Source organism: Streptomyces sp. NPDC057900 (assembly GCF_042887885.1).
Taxonomy (GTDB): Bacteria; Actinomycetota; Actinomycetes; order Streptomycetales; family Streptomycetaceae; genus Streptomyces.
Map to the genome: position 1 here is coordinate 122321 of NZ_JBHVOI010000010.1, position 18310 is coordinate 140630.

Annotated in this window: 13 protein-coding genes; 4 read left to right on the plus strand and 9 right to left on the minus strand. The window is 71.2% G+C overall.

Annotated elements, in window-relative coordinates:
• The first annotated feature begins 619 nt into the window (after positions 1 to 619).
• Complete coding sequence (locus tag ACFVQ0_RS29050; protein WP_390092151.1) at positions 620 to 2077, plus strand: PP2C family protein-serine/threonine phosphatase; 1458 nt, start codon at positions 620 to 622, stop codon at positions 2075 to 2077.
• 25 nt (positions 2078 to 2102) lie between these two features.
• Here the strand turns inward: ACFVQ0_RS29050 and ACFVQ0_RS29055 are convergent, their stop codons facing one another.
• A complete protein-coding gene (locus ACFVQ0_RS29055) occupies positions 2103 to 3602 on the minus strand; it encodes a hypothetical protein (RefSeq protein WP_390092152.1) in 1500 nt (499 codons plus the stop codon).
• A gap of 231 nt (positions 3603 to 3833) precedes the next feature.
• On the opposite strand from ACFVQ0_RS29055, the gene ACFVQ0_RS29060 reads away from it, so the two are divergent.
• Positions 3834 to 4970: an aminoglycoside phosphotransferase family protein gene (locus ACFVQ0_RS29060; protein ID WP_390092153.1), complete on the plus strand. Its 1137-nt coding sequence runs from the start codon at positions 3834 to 3836 to the stop codon at positions 4968 to 4970.
• Positions 4971 to 5070: 100 nt separating this feature from the next.
• On the opposite strand, the gene ACFVQ0_RS29065 is transcribed toward ACFVQ0_RS29060, so the two are convergent.
• A complete protein-coding gene (locus tag ACFVQ0_RS29065) occupies positions 5071 to 6402 on the minus strand; it encodes an N-acetylmuramoyl-L-alanine amidase (RefSeq protein ID WP_390092154.1) in 1332 nt (443 codons plus the stop codon).
• Between the two features lie 297 nt (positions 6403 to 6699).
• Between ACFVQ0_RS29065 and ACFVQ0_RS29070 the strand changes: the two genes are divergently transcribed.
• Positions 6700 to 8913 carry a germacradienol/geosmin synthase gene (locus tag ACFVQ0_RS29070; protein ID WP_390092155.1) on the plus strand — a complete coding sequence of 738 codons (2214 nt, stop codon included), beginning with the start codon at positions 6700 to 6702 and terminating at the stop codon, positions 8911 to 8913.
• Here the strand turns inward: ACFVQ0_RS29070 and ACFVQ0_RS29075 are convergent.
• From ACFVQ0_RS29075 to ACFVQ0_RS29105, 7 genes are all read right to left on the minus strand, one after another.
• On the minus strand, positions 8889 to 11129 hold the full coding sequence (locus ACFVQ0_RS29075) for a glycoside hydrolase N-terminal domain-containing protein (protein WP_390092261.1): 2241 nt from the start codon (positions 11127 to 11129) through the stop codon (positions 8889 to 8891). The genes ACFVQ0_RS29070 and ACFVQ0_RS29075 overlap by 25 nt on opposite strands.
• Before the next feature lie 328 nt (positions 11130 to 11457).
• Complete coding sequence (locus ACFVQ0_RS29080) at positions 11458 to 11958, minus strand: hypothetical protein (RefSeq protein ID WP_207314634.1); 501 nt, start codon at positions 11956 to 11958, stop codon at positions 11458 to 11460.
• 90 nt (positions 11959 to 12048) lie between these two features.
• Positions 12049 to 12456 (minus strand): ACT domain-containing protein, encoded by a 408-nt coding sequence (locus ACFVQ0_RS29085; RefSeq protein WP_390092156.1) that lies wholly within the window; start codon positions 12454 to 12456, stop codon positions 12049 to 12051.
• A gap of 67 nt (positions 12457 to 12523) precedes the next feature.
• The gene (locus ACFVQ0_RS29090) at positions 12524 to 13690 is read right to left on the minus strand and encodes a thiolase domain-containing protein (protein WP_390092157.1); all 1167 of its coding nucleotides are present in this window, start codon (positions 13688 to 13690) and stop codon (positions 12524 to 12526) included.
• Entirely contained in the window at positions 13683 to 14735 is a 1053-nt protein-coding gene (locus ACFVQ0_RS29095) for a thiolase domain-containing protein (RefSeq protein ID WP_390092158.1), read from the minus strand. The genes ACFVQ0_RS29090 and ACFVQ0_RS29095 overlap by 8 nt, the downstream gene beginning before the upstream one ends.
• Positions 14736 to 15677 carry a Zn-ribbon domain-containing OB-fold protein gene (locus ACFVQ0_RS29100; RefSeq protein ID WP_390092159.1) on the minus strand — a complete coding sequence of 314 codons (942 nt, stop codon included), beginning with the start codon at positions 15675 to 15677 and terminating at the stop codon, positions 14736 to 14738.
• Between the two features lie 15 nt (positions 15678 to 15692).
• On the minus strand, positions 15693 to 16493 hold the full coding sequence (locus ACFVQ0_RS29105; protein ID WP_390092160.1) for a crotonase/enoyl-CoA hydratase family protein: 801 nt from the start codon (positions 16491 to 16493) through the stop codon (positions 15693 to 15695).
• A gap of 166 nt (positions 16494 to 16659) precedes the next feature.
• Between ACFVQ0_RS29105 and ACFVQ0_RS29110 the strand changes: the two genes are divergently transcribed.
• Positions 16660 to 18288 carry an acyl-CoA synthetase gene (locus ACFVQ0_RS29110; protein ID WP_390092161.1) on the plus strand — a complete coding sequence of 543 codons (1629 nt, stop codon included), beginning with the start codon at positions 16660 to 16662 and terminating at the stop codon, positions 18286 to 18288.
• The last annotated feature ends 22 nt before the right edge of the window (positions 18289 to 18310 follow it).

Consider the following 18310-nt stretch of genomic DNA (forward strand, 5'->3'; position numbering starts at 1 on the left):
ACTGGCGGACCGAATCCGCCCCTTGATGGGAACGGGATTCGTTTTCGTTCTGCCGGTGCAACGCGGCAACGGGCGCCCGCATTCCCGCCCGGACCCGGCCCGGATTCCGGAGCGGGCGGCCACGGTTCCGGTTCTCGTCCACGACAGGTCCGGCACTCTTCCGCGACGCCGTCACGTGAGGCCGTCACGCTCGTTGACCGCAGTGCCCGGCCCAGCGAACGACCGCACGAGGATGTGACCCATGCACCGGAAGAGCCCCGTCTCCGCCTTCGCGACCACCGCGACACCCCCGCCCGCGCACTGACGGCGGCGGGCCAGGCGGCGCCCGCCGCCCCCGTGGCCCGCGTCCCGCATATGCCCCGACGCGCCACGCCCGCACCGCTCGGGTCCGGCGCGAAAGGGTGCGCGAAAGGCCGCCGCGCCCCGGATCGCCCGGCTCAACAGGCTTTGAAGGAAAGGCTGTTCGAAAGATCGCCGCGCCGTCCAGCCGCTGGCATATGTCAGAAGCAAGAACGCGTCGAGTGTCGCCAAACCGCTTACGGGCCCCAGCCGGCTGTGCGACAGTCGTATTCGGTCCACCCTCAGACCTGGTTGTACCGCGCCTGTATCGGAGTACGTCATGCCGCCCCATCTGTCCGCGGACCGCCCCGCCCCCCAGCCGCCGGAGCGCGATGCCGTCGACGCGTTGATCAACCGGACGCGTCGGCTGCGCGGCGATGTGGAGGCGGTGCGGCGCGACGCCGTGGCTGTCGACGAGGACGATCCGCAGCTGCGCTGGCAGCGCGCGCTCTGCGATCTGGCGGTCCATCACCTGGACGATCTCGGCGCGCACCTGGGACAGCTAAGGGAGGGGCTCCCACCGGAGGCCGCGCAGCAGCTCGCGGCCGAACTCTCGCTGGGAACGGGCCCGGTGCCCCTCAGCGAGGAGCGGGCGGGCTCGCTGATCGGCCGGGTGGGCAGCGCCGAGTGGAATCTGCTGACGGACGAGGTCAGCTGGTCCGACGAACTCCTCCAGATCTTCGGCCGGACCGCGGAGGCCGGACCGCTCTCCCTGGACGACCTGCCCACCGTGCTGTTCCCTGAGGACCAGCCCTTGCTCACCGCTCTGGTGACGGACTGCCTGGTCGACGGAGAGTCGATAGACGGGGAGTTCCGGATCAACCGCCCCGACGGGGAGACCCGGACGCTGCACATGATGGGCGAGCCCGTCCTCGACGCGGACGGCTGCACCGCCTCCATGTGGGCGGTCCTGCGCGACGTCAGCGAGCTGCGGCGCAGCCAGCGGACGCTGCGCCGCAGCCATGACTCGCTCCGCCGCCAGCAGCACATCGACCGGGCCGAGCGCCGGATCGCGGTCGAGCTCCAGCAGGCCGTGCTGCCGCCGTGGCGGGGTTCGCTGCGCCTCCCGGACCAGGGGCCCGGAGCCCTGGACATCGCGGCGCACTACCTCCCCTCCGGGACCGGCGACCTGATCGGCGGCGGCTGGTACGACGCCATGGAGCTGCCGGACGGCCGGACGCTGCTCACGGTCGGTGATCTGACCGGTCACGGCATCCCGGCCACGTCGGCCATGGCGATGATCCTCGGGGCGCTGCGCGGCATGGCGATGGCCGGCATCGACCCGGGAGCCCTGATGGGGCATCTGAACCAGTTGCTGGAGACGTCGGTCCAGCCCGCGCTGGGCAGCGCGGTGTGCTGCCGGTTCGACCCCGCGACCCGCACCCTGGACTGGGCGCAGGCCGGGCACCCCGCACCGCTGCTGTTCCGCGACGGGACCGGGCGCCCGCTGCCGCAGCCCGACGGCGTCCTGCTCGGAGCGGCCTCCGGGGTCGCCTACGAGCAGGACGAGGCGGCCCTGCTGCCCGGCGATGTGCTGGTGCTCCACACCGACGGACTGGCCAGGACCGACGACGGTCGGGGCGGCCTCCGTCAGGGCACGGAGGCACTGCTCGGACTGGCGCCGCGTTTCGCCGAGGCCCGTACCGCGCAGGACTGCGTACGCGCCGTCGCGGAGGAGTTCGGCGGCGCGAGCCGGCTGGACGATGCCTGCGTGCTGATCGCCCGCATCGGGGCGTAGTCCCAGGACGGGTCAGTGCCCGGGGTCAGATCTCGGAGCTCCTCGTCCGCTGCTTGATGAGGGTCCGCTGCGGCAGTGAACGCTCGATCTCCTCGCGCAGGTCCTCGGTCTTCCCGTGGCCCGCGAACTGGCCGGTGAGCCGGTACATCTCGCGCAGCCGATCCCAGGTGCGGTGCGAGGAGGTCTCCCCCATCGACACCAGGGCGAGCCGGGCGTAGCGGTCGGCCTGCTCGGGGTCGTCGGCGATGAAGCACGCGGAGGCGAGCGAGATGTAGTCGAAGATCTTCGACCGCTGGCGCCCGTTGACCCGCAGTTCGAGTGCTTGTTTCGCGTGCCGCTGGGCCATGACGGCCGCCGAGGGCTCGTGCTCGGCAAGGGTGCGGAACGCCAGTGCCTGCATTCCGTGCAGATCCGCCTCGTCGAACATCTGCATCCAACTGGGCGCAGGGACATCGCTCTTGTCCGAGACGAAGAGCTCCTCGGCCAGGCCCAGGGTCCTCCGCATGGCCTGGCCACGTCCCATGGACGCCTGCGCCCAGGCCTCGATGGTGTGGAGCATCGCCTGGGTGCGCGGCAGGACCATGTCGCCGGAGCCGGACTTGGCGAGCTTCATGAGGTCGAGCGCGTCGTCCGGACGGCCCAGGTGGACCATCTGGCGGGCCGCCCTGGACAGCGCCTCGCCCGCGCGGGGCCGGTCGCCGCCCTCACGCGCCGCGTGCGCCGCGATGACGAAGTACTTCTGGGCCGTTGGTTCGAGGCCGATGTCGTGGGACATCCACCCCGCCAGAACGGCGAGGTTGGCAGCCACGCCCCAGAGGCGTCGCTGCAGATGGTCGGGGTGGCGGTAGGCCAGCATGCCGCCCACCTCGTTGAGCTGGCCCACCACGGCCTTGCGCTGGAGACCGCCGCCCCGGGAGGCGTCCCAGGCACGGAACACCTCCACGGACCGCTCCAGCGCCTCGATCTCCTGCGAACCGATGGGCGCGGCCTCGTACCGGTCGAAACCGGCCGGGTCCGCGTGCACGGGATCGTCGGTGCGTGGGGCGTCGGCCGCCAGTACGGGGTCGGTGTGCAGCCAGTCGTGCATGGGGCCGGCGATGGTGGAGCCGGCGGCGAGCGCGGCGCCCGCGCTCACCAAGCCGCGTCGGTTGAGCATGAGGTCCATTCCCGTGAATTCGGTGAGGACCGCGGCCGTCCGCTCGGGCGCCCAGGGGAGTTGGTCGGGATTGTGTTCCGTCCCGGTCTCTCGCCGTTTCCCCACACGCCCGCGCCGGCCGAACCCGAGGTCCTCGATGGTCACGACACGACCGAGCCGCTCGGTGAACAGGGCTGCCAGCACTTCAGGGACGGGATCGCGGGGGGACTCCCCCATGTCGATCCAGCGTCTCACCCGCGAGGTGTCGGTGGCGAGCTGGGGGTGGCCCATGGCCGCCGCCTGCCTGTTCACCATTCTCGCGAGTTCGCCCTTGGACCAGCCGGCAAGGCCGAACAGGTCCGACAGACGGGTGTTGGGTTCTCCGGTCACGTCAAGCCCCCAGGTTCTCGGCTGTGTTGACAGTAACCCCCTGTCAGATGCCCTGCGACTATTCGCCAGGGTTCGCCAGGGTCCGCCACATGGTCTGCCACCCGCGCCCCGGTGTCAGGTAGGAAAGCGCCACCCCGCCCGGCAGCCCTAGGTACTCCCCAGGGTGCCGAACGGCCGCCGGCCGGGGCGGCGCACGCAACTTGTCGGCGCGCGAAGGGATCTGTCTCGCCCATGTACACAGCATCGTCCTCCGTGTCCGCCCCGCCCCGGCCGCTCCGTCCTCTCGGGTCGGGCGGCGGACCGTATCTCGACCCCCGCGCCGCTGTTCCGGCGCCCGGCATGGGTCGGGCCCGGCGTATGGCAGGGCCGGGCACCCCCTCGCTCAGCGGAAGACTGGACCTGTCGGGGCCGCAGGGCGCGCAGCTGAGGATGGCGATCGCCTCTGTGCACCGGATCTGCCCGGAGTTCAATCCGGTGCAGGTGCTGCGGCGCAGCGGCCGTTCGGTGCTGCTCGTCGGTTCGACCGGACGCGCGACCGCGGTCGCCAAGTGCTTACTGGACCACTCCCCGGCGTGGTCGGAGCGGTTCCGCCACGAAATAGCGGCATACCGGGCGTTCGTCCGGCACCGTCCGCCGGTACGGGTTCCCCGGCTCATCGCGGCGGACCCGGAGAACTGCACCCTGGTCATCGAACGGATGCCCGGCCGGGTGGCGGCGCTGACGCGGCATCCGTCGGAGGCGCCGCCGCGGGCCGATCTGCGGGCGGTGCTCGGAGCGGTCAGCCGGGTCAACGCCTGGCGGCCCCCGTCCGGTCTCTTCGAGGCCCCGCTCGACTACGCGGCGCGCATCAGCCGCTATCACGAGCTGGGGCTGTTCACCGACCGAGACCTGGGCGACCTGCAGAAGCTCCTGCACGGTCTGGCCCACGCCGGCGGCCGCCAGGGGATGGGGCAGTTCTGCCACGGTGACGCGCTGCTCTCCAACATCCTGCTGTCGCCCACCGGTCCGGTGCTGGTCGACTGGGAGCACGCCGGCTGGTATCTGCCGGGGTACGACCTGGCGACGCTGTGGACGGTGCTGGGTGACGCTCCGGTGGCGCGGCGCCAGATCAGCCAGCTGGCCCAGGTCGCGGGCCCGGCGGCGCGGGACGCCTTCCTCGTCAATCTGATGCTCGTGCTGACGCGGGAGATCCGTACGTACGAGACGGCCGTGCAGCGGGCCATGCGGGACACCGCGGGTCCCCGGCCCGCACAGGACCGGCCCGGCGCGCTCTCGTCGGGCGAGGAGCAGCGGCTGCTGCTGCGTCGGCTGCACGACGACTGCGCGCTGGCCCGGCGGGCCGTGCGGGCCGCGGTCGGCACTCGCTAGACCCTCCAGACCCTCCAGGGGGACGCGCGCTGCGGGTCAGGTGCCGACACACCGGACCCGCAGCGCGCCGTGTTGCGCCCGCCGCCGGACGGGCGCGCTCTCAGTGCGCGCGGACGATGTCCACGTCGGCAGCCTTCACGAAGGCGATGCGGTGGCCGATCTGGACGGTCACGTACTTCTCCTTGCCCTTGAAGAAGGAGTGGTCCAGCGGGTAGGAGGCGTCGATCGTCGGCGCGTAGAAGAATCCGGTGGGGGCCTCGCCGCCGCCGGGGTAGGACTGGCCCGCCTTGATCGTGTACTGGAGCGGCGTGCCCACCCGCTGGTCGGCGAAGCCGGCGGGGTACTCGGACTTCTCCGGGTACGCCACCCCGTACACGGGCACCTCCGCCCTGCCGGCCTTCGGCCTCACGACATAGCCTGCGGTGGGGGTGGTGGTGCGGGTGCGGGCCGGGGTCTCGAACCAGGCCTTCTGGCCGTACCACCAGATCGCGGTCCAGCCGGGCGCGTGGCCGGCGACGACGGCCTGCTGGGTCGCGCTGATCTTGCTGCCCCAGTCGGCGACGCAGTTGGTGCCGGGCGAGCCGTCGGTGTGCAGCCCCGGGTCGGAGAAGAGCGGTGCGTCGGCGGAAGGTCCCGTGTGGAGCGGAACGGCGCTGGAGCCCTGGACGGGCAGGTCGACGTTCTTCTCGCAGTCGCGGAACGCCTGCTTGTTGTCCTTGAACCTCGGGTTGACGGTGATGAGTTCGCTGCTCTTGCGGGCCGTCGGCACGGTGGGCCTGCCGAGCAGGGCCATGAAGCGGTTCCAGTCCCAGTAGGTGCCCGGGTCCCAGTGCATGCCCGCGGTGCCGGCGGCGCTGGTGGGCGGTACGCCGTCGTGGCCGATGATGTGCTGCCGGTCGAGCGGGATGTCGTACTTGGCGGCGAGGTAGCGCACCAGTGCGGCGGTCGAGCGGTACATCTCGGGGGTGTACCACTTGGCGCCGTCGACGGCGACGCCCTCCTGCTCGATGCCGATGGAGTTGGAGTTGAGGTACCAGTTCCCGGCCTGCCAGGCGACGTCCTTGTTCTTCACCATCTGGGTGACGTGGCCGTCGCCGGAGCGCACCACGTAGTGGGCGGAGGTCTGCTTCAGCGGGTTCCGGAAGATGTCCAGGGTGGTGTCGAAGTCCTCCTCGGTGTCATGGAGGACGATGAATCTGATCTTGTTGGTGTGCGGCCGGTCGGCGGTGTCGTAGTTGCCGTACGTCTCCTTGTCGGCCGGGTCTCCGGTCTGCTGGTAGGCGGCCGGGACCCAGTCGCATTCGAGGCCGCGCGGGCACTCCGGCCGCACCCCGTCCGCACCGGCCTGTGCCGTGGGACTGAGCAGCGCGAGGCTCAGCGCGCCGACGGTGGTGAACGCGACCGCGAGTCCGGTCCTCTGCTTGGACGTCATGACAACCCTTCTTGGAGCTGTGCGCTTTCCGGGCTTTGCGTCGTGCGCGCACACTCTGTGACCTGAGGTGAGAGGTCGTCAAGAGCACTGTGGAACAGAGGGGTTGAGCCAGTGGACCAGACCACTGGCAGGGGCGCTGACCTGCGAAGGGCGACGGGTGACGTCTTTCTGGCAACATCAAGTTTTGTATGACTATTCCAGGCTGTGCGTGCCCCGAACGGCCGAAGGGTAGTGCTCGCGCGGACACCGTGAACCGCGTGACGCTCACGCGAAGGCTCATCGAAAGGCCGTACGCACATGGCTCAGCCCTTCACCCTGCCGGACTTCTATGTTCCGTATCCGGCGCGGCTCAATCCTCATGTCGAGGAGGCCCGGCAGCACACCAAGGAGTGGGCGCGGGCCATAGGGATGCTGGAGGGGTCGGGCATCTGGGAGGAGAAGGACCTCGATTCCCACGACTACGCGCTGCTGTGCGCGTACACCCACCCCGACTGCGCGGCCGAGGTGCTGTCGCTGGTGACCGACTGGTACGTGTGGGTCTTCTTCTTCGACGACCACTTCCTGGAGCTGTTCAAACGCACCCCGGACCGCGAGGGCGGCAAACGCTATCTGGACCGGCTGCCCGCCTTCATGCCGATGGAGCGCGGCGCGCCGACGCCCGAGCCGGAGAACCCGGTGGAGGCGGGGCTGGCCGACCTGTGGGCACGGACCGTGCCGGCGATGTCCGACGGCTGGCGGGCCCGGTTCGCCGAGGCGACCAGGAACCTCCTCAACGAGTCGCTGTGGGAGCTCGCGAACATCAACGAGGGCCGCATCGCGAACCCCGTCGAGTACATCGAGATGCGCCGAAAGGTGGGCGGCGCCCCGTGGTCGGCGGGTCTGGTGGAGTACGCGGCCGGTGCCGAGGTGCCCGAGGCGGTGGCCGGTGAGCGGGCGTTGCGGGTGCTGCGTGACGCCTTCTCCGACGCCGTCCATCTGCGCAACGACCTCTTCTCGTACCAGCGCGAGGTCGAGGAGGAGGGCGAGAACAGCAACGGTGTGCTGGTCCTTGAGCACTTCCTGGAGTGCTCGACCCAGGAGGCGGCGGAGGCGGTCAACGATCTGCTGACGTCGCGGCTCCAGCAGTTCGAGAACACCGCCCTGACCGAGCTCGGTCCGCTCTGCTCGGAGAAGGCGCTGGATCCCGCGCGGACGGCGGCGGTCCTGGCCTACGTCAAGGGCCTCCAGGACTGGCAGTCCGGGGGCCACGAGTGGCACATGCGCTCCAGCCGCTACATGAACGGCGGAGGAGCCGAACAGGCGGCGCCCGGCTTCGCGATGGCGGCCGCGCCGATCCGGTTCACCCCCCGCTCCGAAGCGGCCAGGCTGCGCAGTCACACGTATCTGCCCTACCAGCACGTCGGCCCGTCCCTGCTGCCCGATTTCGACCTGCCGTTCGGTACGACGCTCAGCCCGCATCTGGCGGGGGCCCGGCTGCGGCTCGTCGACTGGTCGTCCCGGATGGGCATCCTGGAGGCGCAGCCGGGGGTGCCCGGCTCGCACATCTGGGACGAGCGGCGGCTGCTGGCGATCGACCTGCCGCTGTGCGCGGCGGGGATCCATCCCGACGCCACCCCGGACGAGCTCGACCTCTCGTCGCAGTGGCTGGCCTGGGGGACCTATGGCGACGACTGGTTCCCGGTGGTGCACGGGCGGGCCCGTGACCTGGCGGGGGCGAAGGTGGCCAACGCGCGGCTGTCGCGGTTCATGCCGTTGGACGGGACGCCCGTGCCCGAGCCGGTCAACGCGCTGGAGCGCGGCCTGGCCGATCTGTGGGAGCGCACGGCGGCGCCGATGGACGAGAGCGGCCGGTGTGCCTTCCGTACCTGCGTCGAGGACATGACGGCGAGCTGGGTGTGGGAGCTGGCGAACCAGGCGCAGAACCGGATTCCCGATCCGGTGGACTACGTCGAGATGCGGCGGATGACCTTCGGTTCCGACCTGACGATGAGTCTGTGCCGGCTCGGACACGGCAGGAAGGTTCCTGCGGAGATCTACGACAGCGGCCCGCTGCGCTCCCTGGAGAACGCGGCGGCGGACTACGCCGCGCTGCTCAACGACCTCTTCTCGTACCAGAAGGAGATCGAGTACGAGGGTGAGGTGCACAACGGCGTCCTGGTGGTGCAGAACTTCTTCGGGGTGGACTACCCGACCGGGATGCGGCTCGTGTACGACCTGATGAAGTCGCGGCTGCGGCAGTTCCTGCATGTCGCCGAGCACGAACTCCCGTTGCTGTACGACGACTTCGGCCTGGATGACGAAGCACGGGAGATCCTGGCGGGGTACGTGCTGGAGCTGAAGCACTGGATCGCGGGCATCCTGATCTGGCACCGGGGCTGCCGGCGCTATCGCGAGGAGGATCTGCGGCAGGGCGCGGCTGCCCCGTGGCACCTCAGCGGTCCCACGGGGCTCGGCACTTCCGCCGCCCGGGTGTCCTCGCTCTTCGGTCAGCTCTCCGGGGTCAGCGGGTAGCTCTGCCCGGCGAGCGCCCTGAAGGTCTTCGTGCCGCTCCGGAACAGGGTGCTGCTGACCGTCACCTCGCGGGTGCGGCTCGCCGTGATGACCACGCGGCGGGCCGTTCCCGAGGCCCACTCGATGTCGACGGTGAACCCGCCCCGGGCGCGCAGCCCGCGCACCGATCCGTCCGGCCAGCCGGCCGGGAGGGCGGGGAGGATCTCGACCGTGTCGTGCTGGCTCTGCAGCAGCATCTCCGCGACGCCGGAGGCCGCGCCGAAGTTCCCGTCGATCTGGAACGGCGGGTGGTTGTCCCAGAGGTTGGGCAGGGTGGAGCTCTTCAGCTGCTCGGAGAGCATCTTGTGGGCGTGGTCGCCGTCCCGCAGCCGCGCCCAGAAGTTGATCTTCCAGGCCTTGGACCAGCCGGTGCCGCCGTCACCGCGGGCGCCGAGGGAGACCTTGGCCGCCTCGGCCCACTGGCTCCCGGCCTCGATCTGCCGTCCGGGGTGGAGGCCGAAGAGGTGGGACACGTGGCGGTGGTCGTCGGCCGGGTCGTCCCGGTCGGTCTTCCACTCCTGGAGCTGGCCCCACGAACCGGTCCGCAGCCCGGGGTCGAGCCGGCCGAGGGCCGCCTCCAGCCTGCCCCGGAAGGCCGCGTCGTCGCCCAGGGTGCGGGCGGCCTCCAGCGTGCTGGTCAGCAGGTCGTGGACGATCTGCTGGGACATCGCGGCCCCGGCGGTGAAGTCGCCGTGCTCGGGCGAGTAGCTCGGGGTGACGACGAGCAGTCCGTCACGGGGGTCGGTGCGCAGGCTGTCCAGCCAGAATTCCGCGGCCTCCTTCATCGCCGGGTACGCGGTGGCGCGCAGATAGTCGGTGGAGCCGTTGAACCGGTAGTGCTCGTACATCTGCTGGGTGAGCCAGGCGGCGGCCTCGGGGAACCAGAACGAGGTGGAGTAGTCGTGGACGCCGGTGAAGCCGTAGGGGTTGGTCTCGTTGTGCACGACCCAGCCGGCGCTCCCGAACATCTCCTTCGCCGTCCGGCGGCCCGGTTCGCGCATGGAGTCGACGTAGCGGTCGTAGGGCGCGGTGGTCTCGGCGAGGTTGGTGACCTCGGCGAGCCAGTAGTTCATCTGGAGGTTGATGTTGGTGTGGTAGTCGGCGGACCAGGGCGGGGTGGTGGAGTTGTTCCACACGCCCTGGAGGTTGGCGGGCAGTGAGCCCTCGCGCGAGGAGGCGATCAGCAGGTAGCGCCCGTACTGGAAGAACAGCACCTCCAGGGCCCGGTCGGCCGCGGTGGTCCCGCCGGTGTACCCGCTGAGCAGCTGGTCGGTCGGCAGGCCGGGGTCGGGCAGTTGCTGGCCGACGTCGAGTGCCACCCGGTCGAAGAGGGCGCGGTGGTCGGCCGTGTGGGCGTCGCGGACCTGCTCGTACGTGGCGCCGGCCGCGGCGTCGACGGCGGCGGTGACCCTGTCGTGCGGGTCCGCGCCCCGGTAGTCCGGATACGTGTCCGCGTAGTCGGTCCCGGCGGCGAGGAAGAACCAGGCGCTGTCGGCGCCGGTGACGGTGAGGCTCCCGTCGGCGCCGGCGGTGACGGTGCCGCCCTCGGTGCGGACCCGGATCTGGGCTTCGAAGCGGAGCCCGTTGTCCTGGAGCGCTCCGCGTACGGTGAGCCGGTCGCCGGTGGCGGTCGCGGTGAAGTCGGCGCGCGGCGAGGTGTAGCGCAGCGTGAGGGTCACCTGTCCCGGCCGGTCCGCCGTGAACCGTCCGCCGATGACCGCACCGGGGTGCGAGGCGAAGTACTCCCTGGTGTGGGCGGCCCCGTCCCGGGTGTAGCCGACGGTCGCGAGCGCGGTACGCAGGTCGAGGGCGCGGCGGTAGGAGGCGTCGGGGGTGGCCGGGGCGCCCGGCACGTCGATCAGGAGGTCCCCGAAGACCTGGTAGGCGCCGTAGCCGCGGCGGGACTGGCCGAGTTCGGCGGCCACGGCGTCGGGGCCGAGGGCGCCCTCGGTGTCGAGGCGCTGCCGGACGGCGTCGAGGACGCCGGGTCTGGGGGAGGTCCAGTTCCCGAAGTCGTATCCGTCGGCCGAGCCGGGCCCGCCCGACCACAGGGTCTTCTCGTTGAAGGTGAGGCGTTCGGTGGCGAGCGTGCCGTGGACGCTCGCGCCGAGGGCGCCGCCCCCGATCGGCAGGGATTCGCTCTCCCAGTCGGCGGCCGGGGCGAGGTAGTGGAGCACCGGGTTCGGTAGCTCCCTCGCGTCTCTCACCTTCGCTGATTCATCGGAGGTACCGGCGGCGGCCGCGGTACCGGACAAGCCTGGAACTCCCAGTGCCAGAGCTCCAGTTGCGCCGATCGCAGTCTTCATCGTGGTGCGTCGCGTCATCCCGGATGTCATGCCGAAAGACGGTAGAGGTCCGACGACTACTTAGACAAGACGAATGACAAAGTCGCCTCTCGGGCAGCGGTGGGTCGCGCTCGGCCGAGAGTGCGGCGGCCGGACCGGACAGCGCGGGCTGTACGACGGCCCGGCCTGGGACGTGTCGTCAAACCACCGTGGGTGCGGCTCAGCCCTGCTGGAAGAGTTCCGCGGGCAGCGGCTTCAGAAGCGTGTACAGGTCATCGGTGATCGGACGGTCCCAGCTGGCGATCGTGACGAGCACGCCGTCGCTGCGGTCGAACTGGACGCAGGCGATCCGGCTCTCGGAGAGCTTGACGCGGCGGACGATCAGCAGGTTGTCGCCCTGCATCACGGGCATGTCCTCGGTTGCGGTGACCTCGACCGGCTCGTCGTTCTCCAGCGCGAGCAGCAGCTGGGCCACCTCGAAGGGGACCTGGCCCTCCTCGGTCTCGCGGGCGGGCGAGCCCTCCGGGAGGTTACCGATGATCATCGCGGGGCCGCGGCCGCCGAACAGGTCGTAGCGGAGGAAGACGCCCTGGCAGCTCCCGTCGGGGGCGGGCAGCAGACCGGCGCCGAGGTTTCCGGGCCAGTCCCCCGGGTCCATGGCCAGGACGTCGAAGTCGGGGCCCGCGGGGGTGGCGGCGCTACGGCGGCGGAGGAAGGACATGTGGACATGTTACGTGGCCGGGCTCACCTCGCGGAGCCCGGTCCCGCAGGGGCCCGGACGGCACCGGCGGTGCGCCCGTCCGGCATCAGGTCACCCTCCGTCCGACTCCGCCGCCAGCCTCTCCAGTACGGCGACGGCCTCCGGGGCCCGGTTGTGGGGCACGAAGAGGTGGTCGTGGTGGAATCCGGCCACCACGTTGCAGCTGATCCCCGCGTCGGTGAGGGCGAGGGAGATCGCGGCGGTCAGCCCGACGGCGTCCAGCGCCGAGTGCACACGGAGCGTGATCCAGCCCGCCGGGTAGGAATGGTTCAGCCCCGCCGCCACGGCCTCCTTCTCCGGCAGCACCAGCGTGAGCCCCTCGGTCTCACCGACCGTGACGACAGGGGTGGCTCCGGCGGGCACCACACCGTCGGGCACGGTCGCGAAGACGTACCGGCCGGGATGCAGCTCCGGGCGCAGGTCTCTCAGCAGGGTTCGAAGGTCACTCTCAGCGGTCACATCCGCCAGGCTACCCACGGTGACCCCGGGCGGACCGCATGTCGCGGCCCGCCCGGACCGTGGGTGGTCAGCGCGTGGGCGGTTCGGCGCCGACCAGCCACATCGAGAAGAACTGCGCCCCGCCCCCGTAGGCGTGGCCGAGCGCCCGGCGCGCGCCTTCCACCTGGTGCTCCCCCGCGCCGCCGCGCACCTGGAGGGCCGCCTCCGCGAAGCGGATCATGCCGGAGGCGCCGATGGGATTGGTGGAGAGCACTCCGCCCGAGGGGTTCACCGGCAGGTCGCCGTCGAGTTCGGTGACCCCGGCCTCGGTCAGCTTCCACCCCTCGCCCTCGTCCGCGAAGCCGAGGTTCTCCAGCCACATCGGCTCGTACCAGGAGAACGGGACGTACATCTCGACGGCGTCGATCTCCCGGCGCGGGTCGCTGATCCCGGCCTGCCGGTAGACGTCGGCGGCGCAGTCCTTGCCGGCCTGCGGCGAGACGAAGTCCTTGCCCGCGAAGAGGGTCGGTTCGCTGCGCATCGCACCGCCGTGCACCCAGGCGGGCGGCTGCGGTGACCGCTCCGCGCCGGCCCGGTCGGTGAGGATCATCGCGCAGGCCCCGTCGGAGGACGGGCAGGTCTCCGAGTAGCGGATGGGGTCCCAGAGCATCGGTGCGGACTGGACCTTCTCCAGGGTGATGTCCGGATCGTGGATGTGCGCGTACGGGTTCTTCAGCGCGTTGCGCCGGTCCTTGTAGGCGACCAGCGAGCCGACGGTGTCGGGCGCTCCGGTCCGGCGCATGTAGGCGCGCACGTGCGGGGCGAAGAACCCGCCCGCACCGGCCAGCAGGGGCTGCTGGAACGGGATGGGCAGCGAGAGGCCCCACATCGCGTTGGACTCCGACTGCTTCTCGAAGGCGAGGGTGAGGACGGCGCGGTGCACCCGGGCGGCGACCAGGTTCGCGGCGACGAGTGCCGTCGAGCCGCCGACCGAGCCGGCGGTGTGGACCCGGAGCATGGGTTTGCCGACCGCGCCGAGGGCGTCCGCCAGGTAGAGCTCCGGCATCATCACGCCCTCGAAGAAGTCGGGGGCCTTTCCGATGACCACGGCGTCGATGTCCGCCCAGGTCAGCGCGGCGTCCTTCAGGGCGGCGACAGCGGCCTCGCGGACGAGTCCGGCGAGCGAGACGTCGTGGCGGGCCGCGACGTGCTTGGTCTGGCCGACGCCGACGACGGCCACGGGCTCCTTAGGCATGGGTGCTCTCCCCTTCGAGGACGGCGACCAGGTTCTGCTGGAGGCAGGGGCCGGACGTGGCGTGGGCGACCGCCCGGTCCGACTCGCCGCGGTGGATGCGGGCGGCGGCCTCTCCGAGGCGGATCAGCCCGGCGGCCATCACCGGGTTGGCGGCGAGCGCGCCGCCGGACGGGTTGACGCTGACCTCGTCGCCGAGGCCGAGCGCCTTGCGCAGCACCACTTCCTGGGAGCTGAACGGGGCGTGCAGCTCCGCGGTGTCGACGGGCCGTTCGAAGACCCCGGCCCGTTCGGCGGCGAGCCGGGTCGACGGAGACTCGGTCAGCTCGCGCACGCCGAGTCCGTGCGCCTCGATGCGGTGGTCGATGCCCCGGATCCAGGCGGGCCGCGCGCACAGCGCCCGCGCGGTGTCGCCCGCGGCGAGGATGACGGCGGCGGCGCCGTCGCCGATGGGCGGGCAGTCGCCGGTGCGCAGCGGCTGTACGAGGTAGTCGCCGGCCGGTACGTCTCCGGCGAGCTGGGCGTGCGGGTTGTCGGACGCGGCCGCGCGGCTGCGGGTGGCGATGGCTGTGAGCGCGCTCTCGTCGGTGTCGCCCGCGTCGATGAGCGCCTGGGCCTGGAGGGCGGCGAGTGCGACGGAGTCGGGCCACAGCGGGGCGGTGTAGTAGGGGTCCAGCTGGCGGGTGAGGACGTCGCGCACCTGGCCGGGCGAGGATTTCCCGTACGCGTAGACGAGTGCGGTGTCGGCCTCGCCGGTCTGGATCTTCACCCAGGCCTCGTACAGCGCCCAGGCCCCGTCCATCTCCACGTGGGACTCGGAGATCGGGGGGTGCGCGCCGACGCCGTCGAGCGCCATGGTGAAGGAGAAGGCGCGGCCCGCGAGGTAGTCGCTGGACCCGGAGCAGGTGAAGTCGATGCCGCTGGTCCGCAGTCCGGTCGCGTCGAGGACCTGGTGCAGGACGGGCATCAGCATCTCGACTTCGGAGAGTTCGTCGGTGCGGCGCAGATGGTCGGTCTGCGCGAAGGCGACGATCGCTACGTCCCGCATCTAGACCAGCTCCTTGTACGCGTCGTAGTCGGCGTCCGGTTCTCCGGTCGGCCGGTAGTGGTCGGGGTGGCGGCTTCCCTCGCTCCATACGGGTTCGACGCGCAGGCCCATCCGCACCTGGTCGTACGGGATGCCGCCGATCCGCGCGTGCAGGGCGAGGTCGGCGCCGTCCAGGGCGATGTGCGCGTAGACGTAGGGAACTTCGATGTCGAGGTTCTTGGCCTTGATGTTGACGACGCAGTAGGTGGTGACCGTGCCGCGCGGTCCGACCTCGACCCGTTCGTCGGTGGCGACGCCGCAGGTGGGGCAGGCGCCGCGCGGGGGTACGTACACCTTGCGGCAGGACGGGCAGCGTTCACCGACGACGCGTCGGTCCGCCAGCGCTTCGAGGTAGGCGCTCTGGGCGCGGCCCGGACTGTAGGTGTAGTCGAGCCGGGCGGGGGTGACGATCCCGGTGACGGGGTCGCTGAACTCGCCGTCGTGCGGGGCGGGTTCGCCGGGTTCGCTCTCGTACGGCTCGAAGCAGGCGATGTCCGTGATGGCTCCGGTGCGGTCCCGCGCCCAGCGGACGCGGACGCGCATGCCGGTGCGGACGGATTCGGGACCGGGTGCGTCCAGGACGTGCAGGAGCGCGGTGTCGGCTCCGTCGAGCCGTACGAGCACCCAGGCGAAGGGGGTGTCCAGGGGCTGGTCGCGGCGGGGCCGCGGGTTCCAGGCCCAGGTGGTGACCGTACCGGTGGCGGCGACCTCGACCAGGTCGTGGATCTCCTCCGCGGTGACCGGGTCGTACTCGACGGGCGGGACCAGGACCTTGCCGTCACCGGTCCGCACGCCGAGCACGGTGCGTTCGCGCAGCCCGGTGAGGAACGCGCTCTGGACCGGGCCGAGGGAGCGGGTGAAGGGGAATTCGACCACCAGCGGTGCGCTGAGGATGTCGGGCACGGGGGCTCCTATGGGTCAGGCGCGTCGGTAGACCGGCGGGCGCTTCTCGGCGAAGGCGCGGGCGCCCTCCTTGGCGTCGGCGGTGGCGAAGACCGGCCAGCCGCGCTTGAGTTCGGCGGCGAGGCCGTCGGTCTCGGTCATCTCGGCGGTCTCGTACACCGATGCCTTGACCTCCTCGACGGCGAGCGGGCCGCAGGCGTTGATCTGCTCGGCGACCGCGAGGGCCGCTTCCAGCGCGGTCCCGTCGGGGACGACCCGGCCGATCAGTCCGATCCGGGCCGCTTCCCCGGCGTCGTACGGGCGTCCGGTGAGGAGCATTTCGAGTGCGTGGGTCCGGGCGATCTGCCGGGGCAGCCGGACGGTGGAGCCGCCGATGGGGAAGAGGCCGCGTCTGACCTCGAAGAGGCCGAAGGTGGCGCTCTCCCCCGCGATGCGGATGTCGGTGCCCTGGAGGATCTCGGTGCCGCCCGCCACGCAGTGGCCCTCGACCGCGGCGATGACCGGTTTGCGGGGGCGGTGGTGGCGCAGCATGGCCTTCCAGTGCAGGTCGGGGTCGGCCTTCATCCGGTCCCGGTAGCTCTCGCCGTCCATGCCGTCGCCCGCGAGGGCCTTGAGGTCCATGCCGGCGCAGAAGCAGCCGCCGGAGCCGGTGAGGACGACGGAGCGGATCCCGTCGTCCGCGTCGGCGGCCAGCCAGCCGTCGTACAGGCCGACCAGCATCGGCAGCGAGAGCGCGTTCTTGGCTTCCGGCCTGTTCAGGGTGAGCACCAGTGTGGCGCCTTCGCGCTGCACGGTGAGGTGTTCCGTACCGCCCATGGTCTGTCTCCCGTCGTAAGGCTAGAACAGGTTGCAGTAGTCGGGGAGGCAGTTCAATAGTTTTCTGACAGTCAGTCAGTTTTCTTCGCCGGGCCCCCTTCCCACTTGTGCCGGTCGGCGCTCTAATGACCGCCGGGCCACTCAGCAACCGGGGTCAGGAGGAACGGTGGAGTACAACCTTGCCGACCTGTTCGAATCGGTCGTCGACGCTGTCCCGGAACGCGAGGCGCTCGTCTACCTCGACCATCCCGGGAGCGGCGCCGAGCGCAGGCTCACCTACGCGGAGCTGGACGCCGCGGCGAACCGCGTCGCCCATCACCTGATCGAGGCCGGCATCGCCCCCGGCGAACATCTGGGGCTGCATCTGTACAACGGGGTCGAGTACCTCCAGACGGTGCTGGCCTGCCTGAAGGCGCGGATCGTCCCGGTCAACGTCAACTACCGCTACGTGGAGGAGGAGCTGGCCTACCTCTACCGGGACGCGGACCTGGCGGCGCTCGTCTTCGACGCCGAGTTCGACGAGCGGGTGGCCGCCGCCGCGCCGCAGGCACCGAAGCTCCGCCATCTCGTCCGGGTGGGAGCACCCTCCGAAGGGGTACCCGGTCCGGACGCCGTCGCGTTCGCGGCGGCCGAGGCCGCCGGGGATCCGGGGCGCGGCTTCGCCCCCCGCTCGCCCGACGACCAGTTCATCATCTACACGGGCGGCACCACGGGCATGCCCAAGGGCGTGATGTGGCGCCAGGAGGACCTCTTCTTCTCCGGTCTCGGCGGCGGCGCGCCGACCGGTGAGGCGGTGAAGACCCCGCAGGAGCTGGCCGAGCGGGTCGCGGCGGGCGGGGACGGCATCACCTTCTTCCCCACTCCCCCGCTGATGCACGGCACCTCGACGCTCACGGCGTTCATCGGCTTCAACTTCGGTCAGCGCATCGTGCTGCACCGCAAGTTCGTACCGCACGAGGTGCTCCGCACGATCGAGCGGGAGAAGGTCACCAGTGTGTCGCTGGTCGGCGACGCGATGCTGCGGCCGCTGATCGACGCGCTGAAGGGGCCGCTGAAGGGCACCGACTGCTCATCGCTGTTCTCCGTCTCCAGCTCGGGCGCCGTGATGTCCGACTCGGTACGCGCGGAGTTCCAGGCGCTGGTGCCCACGGTGATGCTGCTCAACAACTTCGGCTCGTCCGAGTCCGGATTCAACGGCACCGCGACGGCCGACTCGGGGCCGGAGAACGGCTTCCGGCTGCGGATGAACTCCCGTACGGCGGTGGTCGACCCGGCGACGTACGAGCCGGTCTCCCCCGGCGAGCCGGGAAGGATCGCGCAGCGCGGCCATGTGCCGCTCGGTTACTACAACGACCCCCGCAAGACCGCCGAGACGTTCTTCCGCAAGGGCGAGGAGCGGTGGGTGCTGCTCGGCGACATGGCGACGGTCGACGCCGAGGGCATCGTGACCGTGCTGGGCCGGGGTTCGCAGTGCATCAACACCGGCGGCGAGAAGGTGTATCCGGAGGAGGTCGAGCAGGCCCTCAAGGCCCATCCGGACGTGTACGACGCGCTGGTCGCCGGCGCGCCCGACGAGCGCTGGGGCAGCCAGGTGGCCGCCGTGGTGCAGCTGCGCGAGGGCGCTCGGGCACCCTCGCTCGACGACGTCCAGGCGCACTGCCGGACCCGGCTGGCCGGCTACAAGATCCCCCGGCACCTGGTGATCGCCCCGCAGATCCGGCGCTCCCCCAGCGGCAAGGCGGACTACCGGTGGGCCCGCTCGGTCGTCGCTCCCGCGCGCCCGGCCGACGGCTGAGAGCTTCACCCCGCCGACAGCC